Here is a 23,110-nt window from a genome sequence, read left to right on the forward strand (position 1 = left end):
GGTTGCATCAGGTCTTCCCTTCACTTTTCCCTGTTCCGGAGCTTCCTCTCATGAAACCCATGATGCCCGCCCTGCGCCGCTCGGTTACCGCCTTGCTCAGCGCAGCGCTCCTCGCCCCTTTCGCAGCCTGTGCCCAGACGGCACCAGCCACCCCTGCCAAGAAGCCGGTGGTTGTGGTCGTCGCCACGGGAGGCACCATCGCGGGCGCCGGCGCCTCCTCCGCGAACAGCGCCACCTACCAAGCGGCCAAGGTGCCGGTCGACAAGCTGATCGCGGGCCTCCCCGAACTGGCCGACGTGGCCGAAGTGCGCGGCCAGCAGGCGTTCCAGATTGCCAGCGAGAGCTTTACCAACGAGAAGCTCGTCGAGCTCGGCAAGTCCATCTCCACCCTGCTCAAGGACCCGGCTGTCGACGGCGTGGTCGTCACGCACGGCACGGACACGCTGGAAGAGACCTCGTTCTTCCTCAACCTGGTCGTGCGCACCGAGAAGCCCATCGTGCTGGTCGGCTCCATGCGCCCCGGCACGGCGCTCTCGGCTGACGGCGCCCTGAACCTGTACAACGCCGTCGTGCTGGCGGGGACGCCGAGCGCGCGCGGCAAGGGCGTGCTGGTGATGATGAACGACGACATCCTGTCGGGCCGCGACGTGGCCAAGCGCGTCAACATCAAGACCAGCGCCTTCGGCAGCCAGTGGGGCCCGCTCGGCATGATGGTCGAGCGCAAGGCCTATTGGTTCCGCGCGCCGGTCAAGCGCCAGGGCATGACGTCCGAGTTCGACATCGACCGCATCACCGCCCTGCCCGAAGTGGCCATCGTGTACGGCTCGGGCAGCATGAACACCTCGCTGGTCCCGGCCGCCGTGTCCTCCGGCGCCAAGGCCATCGTGCACGCCGGCACCGGCAACGGCTCGGTGCCCAACTACGGTGTCGACGCCCTGCGCCAGGCCCGCACCGCCGGCCTGCAGATCGTGCGCTCTTCGCGCGTTGCCGACGGCTTCGTGCTGCGCAACTCCGAGCAGCCCGATGACAAGTACGACTGGGTGGTCGCCCACGACCTGAACCCGCAGAAGGCCAAGATCCTTACCGCCCTCGCACTCACGAAGGGCGTGAGCTCGGCTGAGCTGCAGCGGATGTTCATGGAGTATTGAGCCCCCACGTCGCTTCGCTCCTGCCCCCCGAGGGGGCGCCACGGGTCGCCCGGGAGACCCGGGCTCGCGTGTGGCTTGGGGGCGCTTCGCTTCGCTCGCTAGGCGTGTTGCGCGGGGCGCTTTGCTTCGCTCGCTGGGCGGGGTGCGCGGGGCGCTTTGCTTCGCTCGCTGGGCGTGTTGCGCGGGGCGCTTTGCTTCGCTCGCTGGGCGGGGTGCGCGGGGCGCTTTGCTTCGCTCGCTAGGCGTGTTGCGCGGGGCGCTTTGCTTCGCTCGCTGGGCGGGGTGCGCGGGGTGCTTTGCTTCGCTCGCTGGGCGGGGTGCGCGGGGCGCTTTGCTTCGCTCGCTGGGCGTGTTGCGCGGGGCGCTTCGCTCGCTGGGGCGTCATGCGCGTCGTTTCGCGCTCGGGGTGCTTTGCTTCGCTCGCTGGGTGGGTTGCGCTCAGCGAGTGCGGCGGGCGCTTGGCTCGCTCGGCGTGTGCTGTTGTGCGTTGCTTCGCGCGGGTGGGCGCCGAGGTCGCTGGTTACCGCATGGGCTGGATGGTGGTGGCTTGGGACCAGACGACTTGCCAGGTGCCGTCCCGTTGCTCGTAGAGGTCGGTGTGCCAGTAGTCGGCCTGGGGGACCTGGTGGGTGCCGAAGCTCACCTGCATGCTTGAGCGGTACCTGAGTGCGGCGATGTGGTCGTGGAGGCGCACGTCGATGTCGTGCGGGTCCCACGAGGTGTAGACCAGCTGGCCGCTCTGGATGGCACCGAGGTATTGCGCGCGGGTCAGGGTCATGCCGACCGGCGTGACGAGCTGGAAGTCCGCGGCATGCAACGGGGCGGCGAGGTCGACGTTGCGTTGCACGAGCGCACGCACGCGGCTGCGCTCGATCGTGCGCAGCGTGTCGGCCGTGGAATGCGCCGGTGATTCAAGGTGGTTTGACATGTCGGTTGAAAGCGATGGGAGGCAGGGGACGGTTGCGGCATGTCGCGTCGCCGCGAGCCGAACTCTCGCAAACGTCGATTAAGAATTCATGAGGGCTCTCGCGCGGTGCGCTGCCGGCCGTGTCCGGCAAGTGAGACACCGCGCGCCGCGCTGTGCGGACCCTCGGACGTCCACAGACCGGTGTGCCTTTGATCCATGGCTCACGCCGGATCGGCGCCCGAGGCCGGGCCGCGAGCGGTCCGCACCGCCTTCTGCGGGTGCGGCGTCTCGCCGCGACGAAGCATGTCGACGAATGCGGCGATGCGCTTCTCTCGTCCGGCCGCGGTCTTGAGGCTGTGCATGCGGAAGGCCAGCGCGAAGCGGTTCTGGGCGCTGAGCTGCTCCAGCATGCGACGGGCGACGGGGTCGGCATCGATGGCTGCCTGCAGATCGTCCGGGATCGGCATGTTGGCGGCGCTGCCATAGGCGTTCGCCCAGCGGCCGTCCGCCTGGGCCGCCTCCACCTCGCGCATGCCATGCGGGGTCATGCGCCCGGCCTCGATCAGCCGCGTCACGTTGGCCACGTTGATCTGGCTCCACACGCTGCCCTTGCGGCGGGGCGTGTAGCGCTGGAGGTAGCTCTCGTCGTCGAAGCGCTTGCGGATCGCATCGATCCACCCCCAGCACAGCGCCACGTCGATCGCTTCCTTGGGTGTGATCGACGCCCGCCCGGAGCCCACCTTGTGGATCTTGATCCACACCTCGTCCGCCACGTCGTGGTGCCCCGCCAGCCACTCCGCAAACGCCGGCCCATCCACGAACTCCCGCACCTTGCCCGGATCCACCACCACCGCTGCCATGCACCCTCCGTTCTCGACCAACAATCCTACCGGGCCGCGCCCGAAGGCAAGGGCACAGATGCCCCGGGAGACCAACCGCGGTGCATCGCATCGATTCCGCCCGGACCGAGCGAAGCGTCTTTCGGCCGCATTGAAGCGGGCGTCGCCTGGACCGAGCAATGCGAGTGCCCCATCAAGAAACTTGCAGAATGGCCCCCCGGGCGACCCGTGACCACCCACCTCCTGCAAATTGGCAGACCCGACCCCAACCGAGAGGGAGAGCCGGCGAAGCGACGCGCCATCAAGTCACACGCGAGCACGGGTCTCCCGGGCGACCCGTGGCGCCCCCCGGGGGCAGGAGCGAACGCGACTGGGGGGCCAACGTTCCAGCCGGGCGACCCGTGGCGCCCCCTCGGGGGGCAGGAGCGAAGCGACGTGGGGGCCTATGGATATAGTCCACGTTCCTCGCGCGCGATCAGGATCCGCTCGCAGGCCACGGCAAACGTCCCGGTGCGCAAGGTGATCTGGTGCCGGTCGGCGGTTTCCCAGATGTGGTTCAGCGCATCGACCATGATCTTGTCGAGCCGCTGGTTGATCTCGTCCTCGGTCCAGAAGAAACTGCTGAAGTCCTGCACCCATTCGAAGTAGCTGACGGTCACGCCGCCGGCGTTGCAGATGACGTCCGGCACCACGAGGATGTTGCGCTCGCGGAGCACGTCGTCGGCAGACGGGAGGGTCGGCCCGTTGGCACCTTCGAGCACGAGCTTGGCCTTGATGCGGTTCGCGCGTTCAGGAGTGATCTGGCCCTCGAGGGCCGCCGGGATGAGGATGTCGCAGTCGACATCCCAGAAGGACTCGTTGTCGATCTTCTCGCCCTTGGGATGGGCGGCCACGCCGCCTTCGCGGCGGATCAGGTCGAGGGTGGACTTCATCTCGAAGCCGTCGGGGTTGTACACCGTGCCGGTGTGGTCCTGCATGGCGACCAGGCGACCACCCGCCTGCACGAAGAGGTCGGCCGCCGTGCCGCCCACGTTGCCCATGCCCTGCACGGCGATGCGGGCCCCTTCCAGCGGCAGGCCGATGCGACGCGCCGCCTCGCGGCCGGTGATGAACACGCCGCGGCCCGTCGCCTTCACCCGGCCGAGCGAGCCCCCCAGGTGGATGGGCTTGCCCGTGACCACGCCGGTGGCCGTGGCCCCGGTGTTCATGGAGTAGGTATCCATCATCCAGGCCATCACCTGGGCGTTGGTGTTGACGTCGGGGGCGGGGATGTCGCGCTGCGGGCCGATGATGAAACCGATTTCGCTGGTGTAGCGGCGGGTGACCCGCTCGAGTTCCTTGCGGGACAGCTCCTTCGGGTCCAGGCGGATGCCGCCTTTGGCGCCGCCGAACGGCAAGCCGACGGCCGCGGTCTTCACCGTCATCCACGCCGAGAGGGCCATCACTTCTTCCAGCGTCACGTCAGGGTGATAGCGCACGCCGCCCTTGCCCGGCCCGCGAGACAGGTTGTGCTGCACCCGGTAGCCCTCGAAGTGCCGCACGCTGCCGTCGTCCATCTCGATCGGCACGTCGACGATGAGGGCGCGCTTCGGGCGCTTCAGCGTCTCGACCCACCGGGCATACGTGCCGAGGTACGGGACGACACGGTCGACCTGGGACAGGTAGGTGGCCCACGGGCTCGACGGCTCGGTGCTCACGAAGGACAGCGGTGTGGAGTTCTCTGGTTTCATGGAAGGACCTCGGACGGAAGTGTCCGAGGACCATACTGCAACGGGCGTGCCAAAGTCGACTTCAGGGAGTTGCGACATCCGACTGGGACGGCGACGCGCTCCGGCGGCGTCCGAGCGCAACGGCGATGAGCCCCGCGGCGAGCAGCAGCCCGGCCCCGGGTTCCGGTACCGGCGCGGCCAGGGCGAAGTTCAGGTTGCCTGAATAGGAGGCCCGCGTCAGGTTGAACGGCGACCCGAGCAGGCCCTCGACCACCAGCGTGTAGAGGCCCGAGCGCAAGGTGACCGGCGCGAAGTCCACCAGGCGCGACGGGGAGCTGGGGCCGCCGCTGCCAGCATGATCCCAGCCATCGGCCACTTCCGTGCCGTAGCGGTAGAGGCTGGCATCGAACTCACGCGCGAATTCCCGGCCGGCGCCGGCCTGCAATTGGCCGGAGAAGGTCAACTCGCTGCCCGGGGCGACGAAGAAGACGAACCAGTCCTCGAAGGGCCGGTTCACGCGATGGACGGCACGGATGTCGATGGACTCCGGACTGTCGATGTAGCCCAGGGGTCGGATGAGGTCGATGGCGTGAACCTGCGGGCTCAAGGCCAGCAGGCACGGAATGACAAGGGCGTGGCGAAGGTTCATGAGAGCTCCGTTCGAGTTGAGGGTCGTCTCCGTGGCCCCAACGCGCGGCCACTCATCGGTGGCCAGCTGCCCCTTCCACTGCTGCGCAATGTAGGCGAGGTCCTGTGGCCACTCAACAACCCTGCGTGCATGGAGTTCGGGATTGACGTGTGAACCAGTTCGCAGCATTGCGTGACCCGGTGCAACAGATCTAGGGAAAACCCTTGTTTAACGCTAAAGTCGCGCCGATTGCGGTACCCCCGCGCCCTCCTCCAGGTCTTCCCATGCGTACCCTGCACACCTCCCTGCGTCTTCCTTCGTTGACCCGCCGCGCCGTGCTGGCTGCGGCCCTGGCCGCCGCGCTGCCCGCCTGGGCTGCGGGCGAGCCGATCGTCGTGGGACAGGTGGCCCCGCTGAGCGGCCCGCAGGGCGTGACGGGCCGGGCGATGAGCGCCGGTGCCAAGCTCTACTTCGACTCGGTCAATGCCAAGGGTGGCGTCAAGGGCCGCCCCATCAGTTTCATCGTCAAGGACGATGCGCAGAATCCCGTCGAGACCGTGCGCCTCACCAAGGAACTCATCGCCACCGCATCGCCCGTGGCCATGATCGGCACGGTGGGCACCACCAACCTGGAAGCGCTCGCCAAGGACGGCGTGCTCGCCCAGCGCAAGGTCTCGATGATCGGCGCCGTGTCCGGCGCTGCATCCGTGGCCCAGGCCGAAGGCATGCATGTCGTGAAGGCCAGCTACCACGATGAAGTCGCCCGCCTCTTCACCCAGCTGAGCCAGCTGGGCATCAAGAGCGTCGGCCTCGTGTACCAGAACGACGGCCTGGGCAAGGACGTGCTGGCTGGCGCCGAAATCGCCGCCAAGAAGACGGGCGTCGCCCTCGTGGCCAAGACGTCCTATGCACGCAACACCACCGATGTCGCCGCGAGCGTGGCAGACATGCGGACGGCAGCACCGCAGGTGGTGCTGCTGGGGGCGACCACGGCCGCCGCCGTCGAGTTCATCAAGCAGTACGGCGCGGCCGGCGGCACGGCCACCCTCTACGGCATGTCCATCATCGACACCGACGCCCTGCTCAAGGCCCTCGGCCCCAAGGGCGCGCGCGGCTATGCCTTCTCGGTGGTCCTGCCCCTGTCCAAGGAAACGACCCGCCCGGTGGTTCGCGAGTACCTCCAGCTTCGCCAGGCGTCGAACGATGCCAACCTGTCGGCCCGTTCGATCGAGGGCTACATCGCCGCCAAGGCCCTGGTGAAGGCCCTCGAGGGCGTCGCCAATCCGACCGCGCCCACCGTGACGGCCGCGCTGGCTGCTGCCCGCTCGATCGACGTCGGCGGCTACGTGCTCGACTTCTCGCAGCGCAACCGCACCGGCTCGCAATACGTCGACTTCGCGATGTTCGGCGCCGACGGCAAGATCGTTCAGTAAGCGGGACGCGCGGGTTTTCCGCGCGTCACATCAGGGAAAGTCCTCGCGCGCGGGGGCTTGACCCAATTCTTTACCGATTCAGAATCCGCACGCTGGATCGATAAAGGCTTTGCGGGCGACCGCGTGATGCGTCTCCCTCGTCCGGAGCGCCTCACGCAGGGCCCCTGCAAGCCACCCCTCATCGTGCTTCGTCGATCCGGCCACGCCTGGGCATTGCGCCCCGACCACCGATCGAGGAAGACGAATGACAACAAGCTACAAGCGCGGCTGGATGCGGCCCGTGTCCCTGACCCTGCTCTCCCTGGCAGCCCTGACAGCCGCCTGTGGCGGCAGCGATGACGCGGTGGGCGGTGCGACGCCGCCGCTGTCGGATGCGGACGCCGCCTTCTGCAACGGCACCGACTACCAGCAGGTCCTCCATCCGGTTGCGGGCGCCGCCGTCGGCGACGGGGGCGAGGCCGTGGTGCAGGACCTCCGCACCTTGCGCGTTCACTACCGCCGCACGGATGGCGTCTACGCCGGCTGGGGGCTGCACCTGTGGGACACCAACGGCATCGACACCAGTCGCCTGCCCTTCCCGGCCAGCACCCTCGCCCAGTGGGGCGCTCCCGTGCCCCTGTCCAGCATGCCGGGCTACACCGAGACGGCCACCGAAGTGAGTTTCGAGGTGCCGGTGCTGAACCCCGCCGCCGATGCCTCGCGCAAGGAATTCAAGTTCGTCATCCACGGCTTGGGCGGTACCGGCCAGCCCTCGGTCGACGACAAGGACGGCCGCAGCAATGACATCGTCGTTCCCTACGCGAGCCTCCAGGTGACGTCGCAGGTCGGCGACGTGTGGCTGCTGCAGGGCGACGCCAAGGTCTACCCGAGCGAAGCCTCGATCACCCAGCTCAACCTCACCGAAGCCCGTGCCGTGTGGCTGGGCCAGCGGCTGCTGCAATGGCCTGGTGCCACCGGCGCGCCGGTGTACAAGCTGTACCACTCCAGCAAGGCCGCCATCCAGGTGGCCAAGGGGCAGCCCGTGTCCGGCGCAGAGGGCGCCCTGACGCTCTCGGCGGCCGGTGCCGTGCCACCGGGCCTGGCTGAACGCTTCAAGTACGTCGCCCCGGGCGCGGTACTCCAGGTGGCGGAAGCTGACGCGGCCGCCCTCGACAGCCATCTCACCGGCCAGCTGGTCCTGGTGGCGGAGACCGCTGACGGCCTGGCCATCGATGCCACCGAGACGCAACTTGCCGGCGCACTCGACGAACGCTACGCATCGGCGGCCGCCGTGCGCGACTTCGGCGCGACGCCCGCCGGCGGCGCCACCTCCTTCAAGCTGTGGGCGCCCACCGCGACGAAGGTTCGGGCCTGCCTGTACGACAGCGGCACCGGCCAGGCCACCCAGGTGCTGGACCTCGCCCGCGACGGCGCCACCGGCGTCTGGGCCGCCACCCAGGCCGCCGACCTCTCGGGCAAGTACTTCACCTACCTCGTGGACGTGTATGCGCGCGGTACCGGCGTGGTCCGCAACCGCGTGACGGATCCGTACTCCGTGAGCCTCACCACGGATTCGCGTCGCAGCTACATCGCCGACCTGTCGAGCGCGGCCCTCAAGCCCGCGGGCTGGGACGCCGACACGGCGCCCACAGTCGCCTCCCCCGAGGACATGTCCATCTACGAGCTGCACGTGCGCGACTTCTCGCGGGACGACCCGACGGTGCCGGAGGCGCGCCGCGGCAAGTACCTGGCGTTCGCCGAGACCGCATCGAACGGCATGAAGCACCTCAAGGCGCTGGCTGCCGCCGGCCTGACCGACGTGCACCTGCTTCCGGTGTACGACTTCGGCAGCGTGCCCGAGGCCGGTTGCGCCACCCCTTCCATCGTTGACGGTGCGAGCGACAGCCCGACGGCCCGCGATGCGATCAAGCCCGTGGCCGACAGCGATTGCTTCAACTGGGGCTACGACCCGTACCACTACACCGCGCCCGAAGGCAGCTTCGCCAGCGACCCGGCTGATGGCGCTCGGCGCGTCATCGAGTTCCGCGAGATGGTGGCTGCTCTTCATCGCGCCGGCCTGCGCGTCGGCATGGACGTGGTCTACAACCACACCTTCCAGCACGGCCAGAGCGAGAAGTCGGTGCTCGACCGCATCGTCCCGGGCTACTACCACCGGCTGTCGGCCGAGGGCAAGGTGGAGATGTCGACCTGCTGCAGCAACACCGCCACCGAGAACGCCATGATGGCGCGCCTGATGATCGACTCGGTCAAGACCTGGGCCACGCAGTACCGCATCGACTCCTTCCGCTTCGACCTGATGGGCCACCAGCCGCGCAGCGTGATGGAAGCGCTCAAGGCCGAGGTGGATGCCGCCGCCGGCCGCAGCATCTTCCTCATCGGCGAGGGTTGGAACTTCGGCGAAGTGGCCAACGGTGCCCGCTTCGTACAGGCGTCGCAGCTGTCCCTCAACGGCTCGGGCATCGGCACCTTCAGTGACCGGGCACGTGACCGCATCCGGGGCGGCGGATGCTGCGACGACGGCGCCGACTTCAAGCGCCAGGGCTACGTGACCGGCCTCTTCCACGACCCGAACGAGACGGCGAACGGGCACACGCTCGACCAGCTCCTCGAGCATGCGGACATCATCCGCCTGGGCCTGGCCGGTTCGCTGCGCTCCTACAGTTTCGAGACGGCCGATGGCACGGTGAAGACCGGGGAGGAGCTGCGCTACGGCGGCGATCCGGCCGGCTACGCGAGCCAGCCGCGCGAGGTCGTGAACTACTACGAGAACCACGACAACCGCACCTTCTGGGACGGCCTGGCGGCCAAGATGCCGAAGGCCGCCTCGCTGGACGACCGGCTGCGTGCCCAGACGCTGGCCGCGGCCATCAACAACTTCAGCCAGGGCATCGCCTACTTCCATGCCGGCGCCGACGTGCTGCGGTCGAAGTCGATGGACAACAACAGCTACAACTCGGGCGACTGGTTCAACCGCCTGGACTGGAGCTACGCGACCAACCACTTCGGCGTGGGCCTGCCGGTGAGCGGCAACGAGGACCTGGCCCGTGAGGTGCTGGCGCCCGCGAACCTGCCAAACATGAAACCGGGCCGGCCGGAGATCGAGGCGGCCAGCGGCATGTTCCGCGACTTGCTGAAGATCCGCAGCAGCACCCCGCTCTTCCGGCTGCGCTCGGCCGACGAAGTGAAGGCCCGACTGAGCATGCGCAACACCGGCCCGGCCCAGGTGCCGACCGTGCTGGCCGGGCACCTCGACGGCCAGGGCTTGCCCGGCGCCAACTTCCGCGAGGTCCTCTACTTCATCAACGTCGACAAGACGGCCCGCACGCTGACGCTGCCGCAGGACAAGGACAAGGCCTGGGTGCTTCATCCGGTGCACCTGTCCGGCACGGACCGCCGGCCGGCGAACGAGGCCGGGTACGTGGCGTCGACGGGCAGCTTCACCGTCCCGGCCCGCACCGCGCTGGTGTACGTCGTCAACAACTGAGCGATTCGCGGCCGATGGCCGCGCCCCAGGGCCCTGCCACGTCGGCAGGGCCTTTTTGCTGTCCCGGAGAAAGAACCATGCAGTACCGTTCCACCCCCCGCCGCCTGGCCGCGACCTGCGCGGCCGCGCTTTCACTCGTGCTCGGCATCCCGATGGCAGGAACCGCACGCGCTGCCGAGCCCGGCGTCCTGACGCTCTGGATGAACAACGACAAGGGCTATCACGGCGTGCAGAAGGTGGCCGCCGACTACACGCGCAAGACGGGCATCCGGGTGCGCGTGATGCCGTTCAATGGCAGCACCGGCCGTTTCGAGGACGTCAACGCGCCGAAACAGAACGGTGCGGCGAACGGCACCCACTCGACCGATGCGCCCGGTGGTTTCGAGGCCGCCATGAAGGCCGGGCAGGGTCCGGACATCTGGATCTGGCCCCACGACCGGCTGGGCGGTTGGGTGAAGGCCGGCTGGCTGGCGCCGCTGCAGCCCGATACCGAGTTGCGTCGCGACATCGTTCAAGTGGGCTGGGATGCGGTGACACAGGGCGGCTCGGTCTGGGCGTACCCCATGGCCGTGGAGTCGGTGGCACTCATCTACAACAAGGACCTGCTGCCCACCCCGCCGCGCAGCTTCGAGGAGATCGGCTCGCTGCACGAGAAGCTCAAGCCACGCGGCGTGCGCGCCATCGGCTGGGAATCGGCGAGCCCGTACTTCTCGTGGCCCCTGCTGTCGGCCGGCGGCGCCTATGTCTTCCAGCGCAAGCTCGACGGCAGCTACGACGCCACGGACACCGGCATCAGCCACCCTGGCGCCGTGGTCGGCGCGAGCCTGCTGCAGCAACTCATCAAGTCGGGCACCCTCCCGGACGGCGGCATGAGCTACCAGGACGCCGAGGACGCGATGAAGGCCGGCAAGCAGGCGATGTGGATCACCGGACCCTGGGCGTGGGAGGCGCTCAACAAGGCGAAGGTCAACTATGGCGTGGCGATGCTTCCTCTCGTGGCCGGCAAGGCACCTCGACCCTTCGTGGGCGTGCTGGGCGCCATGATCACCAGCAGCTCGCCGAACAAGGAGACGGCCAACGACTTTCTCCGCAACCACCTGCTGACCCGCGAGGGGCTGTCGGCCATGAACGCCGACAAGCCGATCGGGGTGCCCGCCTCCAAGGCCATGTTCTGGAGTCTCTACAGCGATGAACGCATCCGCACCTCGATGGACACGATCTACAACGGCCGGCCCATGCCGAACAACCCCGAGATGACCCTGTTCTGGAAGCACCTGAGCGCGGCGCTGCACGACATCAACACCGCGGAGCGCACGCCCAAGGAAGCCCTGGATGTGGCCGCCGCGGCCATTCGTGCCGAGCTGCCGGCGGGCCCACGTGCGGCGCTGCGTCCCGCGCGCAAGTGACGCGGTCGCGGGGTCACTGGCCGAGCAGGCCCTTGATGACCCCGCCCACGCCTTCGACCACCCCGCCCAGGCTGACCCCGAGCGACTCGGCCAGTCCCGCAGCCACCCGCAGGGCCAGGGCCTCGTTGAGCGAGAAGCGGGGATCGTCGAGCCGGCCCTCGAGCGTGAACTGCAGTTCGATGCGGCCATCGCGGCTCAGGCTGGCCAGCACGGCCTGTCGCGGCACTCCGGCGAAGGTGCCCAGCATGCCGCCACCGGTGCCGAGTTCCAGGTCCTTCAGCACCAGCACGCCAGGTGCGCGAAGTTGCTGCCGGGCGACGTGGGCATCCAGCGTGAGGTCCAGCGTGCCGCGGCGCACGCCCGACTCGTTGACCTTCAGCAGATAGGGCTCCAAGGCCACCAGGTCGACGTTGGCGAGCCGGGCGGAAATCTCGCCGTCGCGCGTCGCGGGTGTGACCTCGCCGAAGATGCGCAGGTCGCCATCGCGGCGTTGGCCCTTGAAGACGCCCTGCAGGTTGATCTTGAGCGGCTCGTCGAGACGCGGCAGGGCGAGGTCCTGAATGTCGACGTCAAGCTGTTCGAAGCGCATGCGATGCGCCGGCTGGCGCACGCTCGCATCGAAGAAGTCCACCGACGCGTCCTCGAGCACGATGGAGCCGATGTGCACCTCGCTGCGCGACTCGGGGGTCGACGCGGCCGTGCGAGGCTGTCGCACGAGGCCGGGCACGACCTGCAGGCTGCCGTTGCGTCGGCGGAGCACCGACAAGTAGGCTCCCTCCACCTTGATCTGGCGAACACGCCAGGCGCCGCTGAAGAGGCTGGCGAGTTCGGGCACCACCTGCACCCTGCTTGCACGAAGCTCGTCCTCGGCGGGCCATCGCGGACGCTCGGCCCGCACGCGCAGCTCGGTCAGCACGATGCCGGACCAGCCCACCGACACCGAGCCCACCGAGGCCCGGGGTCCGAGCGCCTGCTCGATGCCGGAACGCATCTGCCCGACGGCCAGCCGGAACACCACGAAGGCCGTCACTGCCACGGCCGCCAGCACCGCCGCTCCCATCCAAGGTCGAATCTTCTTCACGCCGCCATTGTCCATGAGCCGGCTTCGCCGTGCAGGTCCGTCGCCTCCTAGAATGGGGCAATGCAGCCCGCCGGCACCGCCGCTTCCGCCCCTCCGTCTCCACCTCCGCACGCGAAGCGGCGATCGCCCTCGGTCCGGCGCCGGCTCCTGCTGCTCACGCTCGGCGTGCTGCTGCCGACCAGCGGCATCTCGATGATCGCCGCCTACACCATCTACACCGAAGCGCGGCAATCCATCACGTCGGCGGCCTCGGAGACCGCCCGCGCACTGAGCCTGGTGGCCGACCGGGAAGTCGCCTACCGGGCGGGCATCCTCAAGACTCTGGCCGCCTCGCCGGCGCTCGATCGGGGTGACCTGAAGGCGTTCTACGAACAAGCCAAGGCCGTCTCACCTGAAATCGAGAACGCCATCATGGTGACGGACCCCCAGGGCCGCACCCTGATCAACACCCGTGCGCCGTTCGCATGGGACAACGTGCCGCCGTCGGCCATCGGCGCCCCGCCCGAGCTCGGGCGGCTCGACGCCCGGCCCATGGCGTCCGACCTCTACATGTCCAAGCTGGCGCAGCAGTACAGCTTCTCGGTCTGGGTGCCGATGATCCGCGACGGTGAAGTCCGCTTCAACGTGTCGATGGGCAGCGTGGCGCGGCAACTGCAACGCATCTTCGACCAGCAGCAGCTGCCGAGTGGATGGGTCGGCACCCTGGTCGATTCACAAGGGCAGGTGCTCGCCCGCAGCGTGGACGCGGAGCACATGGTGGGCCGGCGCGCCACACCCGACATGATGGCCCGCCTGACGGGAGACGATCGCGGCGTGCACGAGACCGTGACGCTCGAGGGCACACCGGTCTACACGGTGTTCAACCGCGCGCCGGAGTCGGGCTGGATCGTGCTCATCGGTCTGCCCCGGGCGGAAATGAGGCGCCCTGCCCTGGATGCCCTCAAGACCATGCTGATGATCTCCCTGGCCATGTGGGGCGTCGCCGCCCTGGCTGCGGTGTGGCTCGGCCGATCGATCGAAGGTCCGGTGGCGCTGTTGCAAGCGGATGCCGAGGCGCTCGGGGCCGGCAAGGTGGTCGGCCCGAAGTCCACCGGCCTGGCCGAAACCGATGTGGTGCAAGGCCTGCTCGCCCGGGCGAGCCTCGACCTGCGCGACGCCGAGGCCAACCTGCAGCAGCGGGTGCGGGCCGCCGTCGAAGAGGCCGAACGCGCGCAAAGCGCGGCCCTCGGCACGCAGAAGCTCGAAGCGCTGGGCCGCCTGACCGGCGGCATCGCGCACGACTTCAACAACCTGCTGCAGACCATGTCGTCAGGCGTGCAGTTGGCGGGCAAGCTCGCCACCGACCCGCGGGCCACCAAGGCCCTCGGCGCGTGTGAACGGGCCATCACCAAGGCGGTCAAGCTGACGCGACAGCTGATGAGCTTCGGCCGGGCACAACCGGGGCACCGCGAGGTGGTCGACCTTCCCCGCCAGGTCGATGGCCTGGCGGAATTGCTCCGTGGGGCGGTGCGAGAGAGCATCACGGTGGAGTTCGACATCGAACCGGGACTGGCGCCCGTCCGGATCGACCCGGTGCAGTTCGAGCTCGCCATCCTGAACCTGGTGCTCAACGCACGCGACGCGATGAAGGGCGGCGGCCAGGTCACCGTGCGGGCCGTGAACCGGCGCATCGAGTCAGGTGAGGTGGCCGGCCTGGAGGCCGGAAACTACGTCGCGGTGGCCGTGCTCGACACCGGGCACGGCATCGCGCCCGAGCTGCTCGGCCGGGTGTTCGAGCCCTTCTTCACCACGAAGCCGGTGGGCGAAGGCACGGGCCTCGGGCTCGCCCAGGTGTATGCCTTCGCCAAGCAGTCCGGCGGCTTGGCGACGGTCCGGAGCTCCCCCGGCCATGGCACCACGGTCACGCTGTTCCTGCCCGCCACGAGCGAACAACCCCTCGGCGAAACGCCCGGCGTGCAGGCGGCGCCCCCGCCGCAGCACAGCGGCACGGTGCTGATGGTGGAAGACGACGCACTGGTGCGCGGCCTCACGGCGCAGGCGCTGGAAGACTGCGGATTCTCCGTGCTGGTCGCGTCCACGGCCGCCGACGCGCTGGCCATCGCCCGGGCGCGCGACGACATCGACGCCGTCCTGTCCGACGTGGTGATGCCGGGCGGCATGAGCGGCGTGGACCTGGTGCATGCGCTGGCCGAGCTGCGTCCGGCGCTGCCCGCCCTCCTGGTGAGCGGCTACGCCGCGGTGCTCGACACCACCTTGCCGGTCCGCACCATCGCCAAGCCCTACGCGGTGGCCGATGTGGCCCGACTGTTGGCCGAGGCCATCCGGGACGCCCGCGCCGCACGGCCAGCCGGCTGATTCCGGGCGCCACGTGGGGAGAAGCGACGCGCAGCCAGAATCGCGTCCCATGCGCCTTCCGACCCTCGTTCTGCAAGCCCTCGTGCTTCAGGCCCTGGCGGGCCTGCCCGCACACGCCGCCCCCTCCCGCATCGACGACCTGCTGGCCCGCATGACGGTCGAGGAAAAGGTGGGCCAGTTGAGCCTGTTCGCTCCGGTGGCGGCCGGGGCGCTCGCCAACCCGGTCACCCGGCAGCCGAGCGCCGAGGGTCAGCGCGACGCCATCCGCGCGGGCCGGGTGACCGGCCTCTTCAACGGCGTGGGCCGGGAAGGCAAGCGCGAGGCGCAAACCATCGCGGTGAAGCAGTCCCGGTTGGGCATTCCGCTGCTCTTCGGGGCCGACGTGATCCACGGCTTCCGCACCGTGTTTCCCGTTCCTCTGGCGGAGGCCGCGAGCTGGGACCCCTCGCTTGCCGAACGCACGGCGCGGGCCGCGGCCATCGAGGCGACGGCCGACGGCTTTCGATGGACCTTCGCGCCCATGGTGGACATCGCACGGGACGCGCGCTGGGGCCGCACGGTCGAAGGTGCCGGGGAGGACGTCTTCCTCGGCGCCCGGTTCGCCGCGGCCAGGGTGCGCGGCTTCCAGGGGCCCGACCTGGCCCGCGCGGACGCCATGCTGGCCACACCGAAACACTTCGCCGCCTACGGCGCGGCCAGCGGGGGCCTGGACTACAACACCGTGGACATCTCCGAGCGCACGCTGCGCGAGGTCTACCTGCCGCCCTTTCGTGCAGCACTCGATGCCGGCGCCCTCTCCGTCATGAGCGCCTTCAACGAGATCTCGGGCGTGCCGGCCAATGCGAACCCGTGGCTGCTCGGCTCCGTGCTGCGGGGCGAATGGGGCTTCGGCGGCTTCGTGGTGTCCGACTACACCGCGGACGAGGAACTGATCGCCCATGGTGTCGCGGCCGACGCCCGCGAGGCCACGCGGCTGTCGTTCCTGGCGGGCTCCGACATCAGCATGCAGAGCGGTCTGTACAACGAGCACCTGCCCGACCTCGTGGCCGACGGCGAGGTGCCGATGGCGCGCCTGGACGATGCCGTGCGGCGCGTCCTCGCGGTGAAGGAAAAGCTCGGCCTCTTCGACGACCCGATGCGGGGACTCGACGGCACCGCCCCGGCCGACTGGCCGGAGCACCGCGCGCTGGCCCGGGAGGCGGCTCGCCGCGCCATCGTGCTGCTCAGGAACGAGGGCGATCTGCTGCCGCTGCCCCGGCAGGGGCGCCGCATCGCGTTGATCGGACCCTTCGCCGAGGGGCCGCACGATTTGCACGGCCCGTGGACGCTGTTTCCCGGGCCCCGGCCACCGGTGAGCCTGGCCGAAGGGCTGCGCGCCGCGCTGGCCGACTCATCGAGCCTGACCGTGACCGCCGGGAGCGGTGTCGACCGGCCCGTGCGCAACGGACTGCGTGACGCGATGGCGGCCGCACGGAATGCCGACGTCGTGCTGTTGGCGATCGGCGAGGGCGAGGCCATGTCGGGCGAGGCGCGTTCCCGCACGGACATCTCCCTGCCTGCGGCCCAGCAGGCGCTCGCCGAAGCCGTCGCCTCCACCGGCAAGCCGGTCATCGTGCTGTTGCGCAACGGCCGCGCGATGGCGCTCACCGGCGCGGTGCGTGAGGCACGCGCCATCGCAGTCACCTGGTTCCTGGGCAGCGAAACCGGTCACGCGGTGGCCGACGTGCTCTTCGGAGATGCCGCGCCGAGCGGTCGGCTCCCCGTCAGTTTTCCGCAGGCTTCCGGCCAGGTGCCCTTCCACTACGATCACAAGCCGACCGGGCGGCCGGTGCCCGAGTCCGCGCCCGACGCCTTCTACAAGGCGCGCTACCTCGATGTCAGCCACGAACCGCTCTACGCCTTCGGGCACGGCCTGGGCTACGGCCGCATCCGCTATGACGCAGTCGCGCTCAGCCATCAGCGATTGCCGTGGAACGGCGTGCTGGAGGTGACGGCGACGCTGACCAACACCGGCCCGCGGGCCATGGACGAGGTGGTGCAACTGTACGTACGCGATCCCGTGGCCAGCGTCACCCGGCCCGTCCGGCAATTGAAGGGATTCGAGCGCGTCCACGTCCTGCCCGGCGCAACGGTCCAGGTGACCTTTCGGCTGCAGCGCGCCGATCTTGGCTTCATCGGTGCAGACGGCACGGACACCGTGGAACCGGGCGCCTTCGATGTGTGGGTCGCGCCGTCGGCGACCGGCGGGCTCAAGGCGCGCTTCCTGCTGGAAGGTCCTACGTTGCACAACGTAGGCAAACGCTGACTGCCGATTCATCGGCGCGACGGCTGCGCGACGAGGCGCTCGGGCGGATCATGCGTTCACTGCCGAACGACGAGAGAGAACCACCCATGACGACCGCCGCATTGCCGATCCCGCCCTCGCTGGGCCTGCTGGGCATGGAGCCGTTGCGCGCCTGCTTCGAGTACGCCGGCATGCACCTGATGGACCGCAGCCGCCTCCCCGTTGGCGACGGCCACCCGGTGGTCTTCTTTCCGGGCCTCGCGACGGACCGCCGCGCCATCGCGCCGCTGCGCAACTGCTGCGAGCGCCTCGGCTACCGCGCCCATGACTGGGAACTCGGCTTCAACACGGGCCCGCAGGGCCACATCGACCAGTGGCTGAGCGGCCTTGTTCGCCACGTGGAAGCGGTCGCCGCCGAGGAGGGCCGCCCCGCGAGCCTCGTCGGCTGGAGCCTGGGGGGCATCTACGCCCGCGAGATCGCCAAGATCGCACCTCACGCAGTGCGCCAGGTCATCACCCTCGGCACGCCCTTCGCCGGCTCCGGCAAGGACACGAACGTGGGCTGGCTGTACAACGCCTTGAACGGGCATGCGCCGCTCATCGACGCGACGCTGTCGGCCCGGCTGCGCATGACTCCGGACGTACCGACCACGTCGGTCTACAGCCGCAGCGACGGCGTGGTGGCCTGGGAGGCCTGCCTGCTGCGGCCGTCGCGGCGCGCCGAGAACATCGAGGTGGACGGCAGCCACATCGGCCTGCCGTTCAACCCCAAGGTCATCAGCGTGGTGGCGAACCGCCTGGCGCAGCCCCAAGGCGCGTGGCAGCGCTTCGCCGGCTGACGGCGCACCCGGGATCACGCACGCGCGCACGCCGGTTCGCTGCCTCGCCAGAGCCGGCGCCACGCCGCCCGCGCCGTGCGCCAGGCGGAAGCTTGCCGCGCCTGCCGCGGCAGGAGCAGCTGGAAGCGCCCTGCATGGCGAGCCTCCACCACCCAATGGCTGCCGGCCGGCAGCAGGTACTCTTCACCGGGCGCGAGCCAGATGTCCTCCGCCGGAGCCCCGAGGGCGCCGTCTCCGGTCAGCCAGAGCCAACCCTCGACCACCCGCAGGATCTGCCCCTGGGCCCCCACGTGCAGCGGTTCAGCCTGCCCTTGGCCCAGCGCCCACAGTGCCGTTGCCCGTCCTGCCGCCAGTTGCGCACCACTCATCAGTTGGCTCATCTCATTGCTCCCTTAAACTCGGATGAGGCAACTTTAGGGAGGGAGACCGCATGCGTCCAATGAGTTACCGGCACCGGATTATCGCGTTTGACGCATGAGTAACGTTCGCCACCGTCCGCTCGGGGTGGGGCCCATCCGGGCCTTCGAAGCGGTTGCGCGCCACCTCAGTTTCCGCGCTGCAGCCGATGAACTTCACCTCACCCAGTCGGCGATCAGCCGGCAGATCCAGGCGCTGGAAGAGGAAGTCGGCGCCGTGCTGTTCCTGCGCGGGACCCGGCGTGTCGAACTCACCCCCGCCGGCGCGACGCTGCTCCGAGCGGCCGAACCGATGCTCGACCGGCTCGACACCGCCGTCCGTCAGATCCGCCAGGCCGGCGGCCGGCGGGTGGTGAGCGTGTCGACCTTCGCCTCGTTCGCGTCGCTGTGGCTCATTCCGCGCCTCGAGGCCTTTCAGCGCGAATACCCGCAGATCGACCTGCGGGTCAACGCCAGCGACGCCCTGGTGGACCCGGACGGCAACGACACGGGCGCGGTCGACATCGCGCTGCGCTACTGTCGGCCCGAGGGCGCGACCCCGGATTCCGTGAGGCTCTTCGACGAAATCGTGACGCCGCTGGCCAGCCCGGCCTACATCAAGCGATCCCGCATCAGCGGCCCGCCGCTGGCAGTGCCCGCCGACCTTGCGGCCCACACGCTGATGGAAGAGGACAACCCGCGCGACAGCGCGGAGTACGTCAGCTGGAGCCGATGGCTGCGCGAGCAAGGCCTGGCTGACCTGCAGCCCGCCCGCTGGGTGTACTTCAACTACACCTACCAGCAGGTGCAAGCCGCCCTGGCCGGTCAGGGGGTCACCATGGGCCGGCTCGCGATGTCGCTCGAAGCCACACAACGCGGCGATCTGGTGGAACTCTTCCCTGGCACCCGTCTCACCTCGCCGTACACCTACTGGCTGATCAAGCCGCCGGCGGCTCGCATGTCCGAGGAAGCGCTGCGCTTTTGCGAATGGGTGGAGTCGCAGGCAGATGCAACGCGCGCTGCGCTGGCGGCGAGTTGAGCGGACGACGGAGCCCACAGCCACGGTCAGAATGAAACCCTCGAACGGAAGCGCAATGACAACACCGCCTTCAGAAGAGGAAATCGTTCGCCGCCAGACTGTGCGCATTCGGCGCCTCGGGATGGTCGTCGCCTCCTATGCAGTGACGGCCACGGTCGTGTTCACCTGCTACGCACTCGGTCTGCTCCCGGGCTCGGTACTGGTGAAGTACCTGCTATGGATCGCGGCCCTGAACGGGATGTTCTACATCGCCTTCCGAACGCGCTTGAACCTTCGCTTGGCGGACCCCAACCTCACCATGGCGCAAATGCTCGTGTGCGTTCCGCCAACGTTGTATGTGATGTACTGGCTGGCAAGCCCGCAGGCGCGAAGCACGTTCCTGCTGCTGATTTCAGTGCCGCTGATTTATGGAACGCTCGGCCTGGAGGCGCGGCGACTGGCGTTTGTCGCGGTCATGTACGTGTTGGGCTATCTGAGCCTTCTCTTTGCACTCGAGAATTTTCGTCCCGGGTTTGCCGAGCGCAAGGCCAACATCATCGAGCTGATCACCTTGCTAGGCACGTCGGCTCAGATCGCGCTGATTGGCGGGTACATCTCCAAGCTGCGCCACACACTCAGCGAACGCAGCGCCGACCTCAACCAAGCGCTTCTCCGAATCTCGGACATGGCCAATCGTGATGAGTTGACCGGCATTGCAAACCGGCGCCAGCTTGTCCAATTCATCAACAACGAGATCAGTCGTTGCGCGCGCGGCGGTGCTGAGTTCAGCGTGTGCCTGATCGACATCGACTTCTTCAAGCGCATCAACGATGTCCACGGTCACCTTGCGGGCGACGAGGTTCTTCGCAAGCTGGCCTCGCATGTGGCAGGCCGCGTCCGGGACGTTGACTGCTTCGGGCGCTACGGCGGCGAAGAGTTTCTTCTTGTGATGCCACAAACCACGCTGTCCGGAGCGCAGGCCAAGGCCGAGGGAGTGCGCATGGCGGTGGCGAGCTTGGCCTACGAAGGCCTGCCGCCGGGATTCTCCATCACCGTTTCCGCCGGCGTCGCCCAGCACCAGTCCGGCGAGTCGCTGGAGCATCTGGTGGGGCGGGCCGACAGCGCCTTGTACCGGGCGAAAGCAGAGGGACGCGACCGAGTCGTGCTGGCAGGAAGTCCGACAACGACGCCCTGAGCTGCACGAGGGCCCGTGGCGGCCGGCTCCCGCGCGGTTCGCACGGTGCGGTCCCGGCCGCCCAGGGTACATCGCGCAGCATCGTCAATTCGAGAAGCCGAGCACGTTGGGTCGCGCCTGGCCCCACGGCCGAACGGCCCAACTGTCCCAGCCGGCAGCGTCGGCAGGACCCCTGCGCATCCGGACGCGACCTCGACCGGTGGCTAGTGCAGACGCAGGACTAGCCCGCCACAGCCGATGCCCGCATGCGCAGCGCGTACTTCAACCACCGGCGCTTGCGCCAACGGTGCAGCACGGCCAGGCCGCGCAGCCATTCGTCGATCAGGAAAGCGCACCACACACCCACCAGCCCGAAGCCGAAGTAGCTTCCCAGGAGCCAGCCCCCGAAGGCCATGATGGTCCACTGCGAGATGAGGCCGGCATACAGCGGATAGCGCGCGTCGCCCGCGGCGCGTAGGCTGTTGATGACGATGAGGTTGAACGCCCGGGCCGGCTCCAGCAGCAATCCCATGCGCAGCAGGATGGTGCCCGTGGCGATGATGGCCGGATCCTTGGTGAAGAAGCCGAGCAGCCATGGCGCGAGGAGCGCGAACACGGTGGCGATGCACATCGTGACGACGAGGCCGATGCGCAGGCTTCGCATGCACTCGGCATACGCGTCGTCGAAACTGCCGGCGCCCACCAGCCGACCGATGACAATCTCGGTGGCCAGCCCGATGGACAGGCTGCACAGCAGCATCACCATCGCGATCTGCATGGTGTACGTCTGCGCCGCGAGGGTGGTGTCCCCCATGCGGGCGGTGAAGGCGGTGATCACCATGAAGGCCGCCCACCAGCTGATGTTCTCGCCGGCGGCGGGCAGGCCGATGTGGAGGATGCGGCCCAGCCGCTCACGATGAAAGGTGAGGAAGTCGGCCACGCGCAGCTTCAGGTGGGTGTGGTGCTCGACGAGGATCCACAGCGCCACGCAGGCCACGAAGCGGCTGAACACCGTCGAGAGGGCGACCCCCACGACGCCCATCTCGGGTGCGCCGAACAGGCCGAACAGCAGCACGGCGTTGCCGATGAAGTTCAGCACGTTCTGGCCGAGCACCACCACCATCACTTCCCGCGTGTGGCCATGCGAACGCAGCACGGCGGACAGCGCGAAATTCATCGCCTCCAGGAACAGCGTGCCGCCCATCAGGTGCAGGAAGGGCACGGCATGCACCAGCAGCCCGTCGGACAGTTGCAGCAGCCTGAGCATCGGCTCGGCGAAGAACCAGACGGCCACGCTGACGATCAGGCCCAGCCAGGTGTTGGTCCCCACGGCGGTGGCTGCGATGCGATCAGCGCCCTCGCGGTCCTTTGCCCCCAGGTGGTGGGTGATCACCACCGAGGCGCCGATCGAGAAGAAACTGAAGACGATGAGGAACAGCACCACCACCTGGTTCGCCGAGCCGAGCGCGGCGACGGCGTCGTCGGACACGTGGCTGACCATGAAGGTGTCAACGACGCCGGTGAGGATGTGGAGCGCCTGTTCGATGAAGATCGGCCAGGCCAGGGCGATCAGGCCCGGAGGCGGCTTGGGAGTGGTGTCGGTCAAGGGAAGATCCTGCGCGGCCTGGAACCGCATCCAAAAGCATACTGGAGTTCCATGAATGCTGCCTGACAGGCACAGCACCCGTGACGCGGCGCAACAGCATTCCTCGATGTCCCGGGCCGGGCTCTACCCTTCGTTACATGAGGGATTCCGAATGCAGGTAAACCCTCATCGTGGCGGACGCGTTGGCAGATCATCCCGGTCGGCTCCGCGCCACCGTCCGAACGACGAACGATGAAAGAGGGAATGACATGAGCCAACTTGCAGCAGCGACCCACACTGACAACGCACCCGCCACCTCCGGCCGCAAGCTGCCGGTGTGGGCGATCGCCGGCGTGGTGGGCGTGCTGGCCGCCGTCGGCGGCGGCGCGCTCTCGACGGCGCTGGTGAAGAACCAGGCGCCGCAACCGGAGGTCGCCGAGATTGCCGACACGCCCGCCACCAAGCCCCAGGCACCCGTCGCCAAGCCGGCGCGCCCGGCGCCCGCCCGCGCAGTCGCCGTCTGCAGCAACTGCGGCACGGTGGAGAAGGTCGTGGCATTGAAGCAAAAGGGTGAAGGCACGGGGGTGGGGGCCGTTGCCGGCGGCGTGGTTGGCGGCCTGCTGGGCCACCAGGTCGGCGGCGGCAATGGCAAGAAGGCCATGACCGTGATCGGCGCCGTCGGTGGCGGCGTGGCAGGCCACGAGATCGAGAAGCAGGCCCGAGCCACGACCGTCTACAAGGTGACGGTGCGGATGGACGACGGCAGCGTGCGCACCGTCACCCAGTCCACTGCACCGGCGGTGGGCTCGCAGATCAAGCTCTGAC

17 protein-coding genes are annotated in these 23,110 nt (G+C 68.8%); 10 read left to right on the forward strand and 7 right to left on the reverse strand.

Going from position 1 to position 23,110, the window contains the following annotated elements:
- Window positions 1-50: 50 nt before the first annotated feature.
- The gene (locus tag ACSQ2F_RS16965) at window positions 51-1,148 is read left to right on the forward strand and encodes an asparaginase (RefSeq protein ID WP_436024915.1); all 1,098 of its coding nucleotides are present in this window, start codon (window positions 51-53) and stop codon (window positions 1,146-1,148) included.
- 520 nt (window positions 1,149-1,668) lie between these two features.
- On the opposite strand, the gene ACSQ2F_RS16970 is transcribed toward ACSQ2F_RS16965, so the two are convergent.
- The 4 genes from ACSQ2F_RS16970 to ACSQ2F_RS16985 form a co-directional block, all read right to left on the reverse strand.
- Complete coding sequence (locus ACSQ2F_RS16970; RefSeq protein ID WP_436024917.1) at window positions 1,669-2,076, reverse strand: nuclear transport factor 2 family protein; 408 nt, start codon at window positions 2,074-2,076, stop codon at window positions 1,669-1,671.
- A 200-nt stretch (window positions 2,077-2,276) separates the two neighbouring features.
- Complete coding sequence (locus tag ACSQ2F_RS16975; RefSeq protein WP_436024919.1) at window positions 2,277-2,915, reverse strand: YdeI/OmpD-associated family protein; 639 nt, start codon at window positions 2,913-2,915, stop codon at window positions 2,277-2,279.
- A 422-nt stretch (window positions 2,916-3,337) separates the two neighbouring features.
- Entirely contained in the window at window positions 3,338-4,624 is a 1,287-nt protein-coding gene (locus tag ACSQ2F_RS16980; RefSeq protein WP_436024921.1) for a Glu/Leu/Phe/Val family dehydrogenase, read from the reverse strand.
- 61 nt (window positions 4,625-4,685) lie between these two features.
- Window positions 4,686-5,252 (reverse strand): PEP-CTERM sorting domain-containing protein, encoded by a 567-nt coding sequence (locus ACSQ2F_RS16985; RefSeq protein WP_436024923.1) that lies wholly within the window; start codon window positions 5,250-5,252, stop codon window positions 4,686-4,688.
- Window positions 5,253-5,515: 263 nt separating this feature from the next.
- Here ACSQ2F_RS16985 and ACSQ2F_RS16990 point away from each other — a divergent pair, with 263 nt between their 5' ends.
- The 3 genes from ACSQ2F_RS16990 (at window position 5,516) to malE (ending at window position 11,554) form a co-directional block, all read left to right on the forward strand.
- Complete coding sequence (locus ACSQ2F_RS16990; protein WP_436024925.1) at window positions 5,516-6,664, forward strand: ABC transporter substrate-binding protein; 1,149 nt, start codon at window positions 5,516-5,518, stop codon at window positions 6,662-6,664.
- A gap of 244 nt (window positions 6,665-6,908) precedes the next feature.
- Window positions 6,909-10,148 (forward strand): alpha-1,6-glucosidase domain-containing protein, encoded by a 3,240-nt coding sequence (locus ACSQ2F_RS16995; RefSeq protein ID WP_436024927.1) that lies wholly within the window; start codon window positions 6,909-6,911, stop codon window positions 10,146-10,148.
- 77 nt (window positions 10,149-10,225) lie between these two features.
- Entirely contained in the window at window positions 10,226-11,554 is a 1,329-nt protein-coding gene (malE, locus tag ACSQ2F_RS17000) for a maltose/maltodextrin ABC transporter substrate-binding protein MalE (RefSeq protein ID WP_436024929.1), read from the forward strand.
- A gap of 13 nt (window positions 11,555-11,567) precedes the next feature.
- Here the strand turns inward: malE and ACSQ2F_RS17005 are convergent, their stop codons facing one another.
- Window positions 11,568-12,635: a DUF748 domain-containing protein gene (locus tag ACSQ2F_RS17005; RefSeq protein ID WP_436024931.1), complete on the reverse strand. Its 1,068-nt coding sequence runs from the start codon at window positions 12,633-12,635 to the stop codon at window positions 11,568-11,570.
- Between the two features lie 60 nt (window positions 12,636-12,695).
- Here ACSQ2F_RS17005 and ACSQ2F_RS17010 point away from each other — a divergent pair, with 60 nt between their 5' ends.
- The 3 genes from ACSQ2F_RS17010 (at window position 12,696) to ACSQ2F_RS17020 (ending at window position 18,113) form a co-directional block, all read left to right on the forward strand.
- Window positions 12,696-14,990, forward strand: a complete 2,295-nt coding sequence (locus tag ACSQ2F_RS17010) for an ATP-binding protein (RefSeq protein WP_436024933.1) — start codon at window positions 12,696-12,698, stop codon at window positions 14,988-14,990.
- A 49-nt stretch (window positions 14,991-15,039) separates the two neighbouring features.
- The gene (locus ACSQ2F_RS17015) at window positions 15,040-17,295 is read left to right on the forward strand and encodes a glycoside hydrolase family 3 N-terminal domain-containing protein (protein ID WP_436024935.1); all 2,256 of its coding nucleotides are present in this window, start codon (window positions 15,040-15,042) and stop codon (window positions 17,293-17,295) included.
- Between the two features lie 86 nt (window positions 17,296-17,381).
- A complete protein-coding gene (locus tag ACSQ2F_RS17020) occupies window positions 17,382-18,113 on the forward strand; it encodes an esterase/lipase family protein (RefSeq protein ID WP_436024937.1) in 732 nt (243 codons plus the stop codon).
- A gap of 14 nt (window positions 18,114-18,127) precedes the next feature.
- On the opposite strand, the gene ACSQ2F_RS17025 is transcribed toward ACSQ2F_RS17020, so the two are convergent.
- Window positions 18,128-18,493 (reverse strand): DUF2917 domain-containing protein, encoded by a 366-nt coding sequence (locus ACSQ2F_RS17025; protein WP_436024939.1) that lies wholly within the window; start codon window positions 18,491-18,493, stop codon window positions 18,128-18,130.
- A 94-nt stretch (window positions 18,494-18,587) separates the two neighbouring features.
- On the opposite strand from ACSQ2F_RS17025, the gene ACSQ2F_RS17030 reads away from it, so the two are divergent.
- Complete coding sequence (locus tag ACSQ2F_RS17030; protein WP_436024941.1) at window positions 18,588-19,547, forward strand: LysR family transcriptional regulator; 960 nt, start codon at window positions 18,588-18,590, stop codon at window positions 19,545-19,547.
- 55 nt (window positions 19,548-19,602) lie between these two features.
- Window positions 19,603-20,721, forward strand: coding sequence for a GGDEF domain-containing protein (locus tag ACSQ2F_RS17035; RefSeq protein ID WP_436024943.1), 1,119 nt, complete (start codon window positions 19,603-19,605; stop codon window positions 20,719-20,721).
- A gap of 220 nt (window positions 20,722-20,941) precedes the next feature.
- Here ACSQ2F_RS17035 and ACSQ2F_RS17040 read toward each other — a convergent pair whose 3' ends face one another.
- Window positions 20,942-22,306: an MATE family efflux transporter gene (locus ACSQ2F_RS17040; protein WP_436024945.1), complete on the reverse strand. Its 1,365-nt coding sequence runs from the start codon at window positions 22,304-22,306 to the stop codon at window positions 20,942-20,944.
- 248 nt (window positions 22,307-22,554) lie between these two features.
- Between ACSQ2F_RS17040 and ACSQ2F_RS17045 the strand changes: the two genes are divergently transcribed.
- The gene (locus ACSQ2F_RS17045) at window positions 22,555-23,109 is read left to right on the forward strand and encodes a glycine zipper 2TM domain-containing protein (protein ID WP_436024947.1); all 555 of its coding nucleotides are present in this window, start codon (window positions 22,555-22,557) and stop codon (window positions 23,107-23,109) included.
- The last annotated feature ends 1 nt before the right edge of the window (window position 23,110 follow it).

The organism is Rhizobacter sp. LjRoot28 (assembly GCF_964253025.1).
In the GTDB taxonomy this organism is placed as follows: Bacteria; Pseudomonadota; Gammaproteobacteria; order Burkholderiales; family Burkholderiaceae_C; genus Rhizobacter.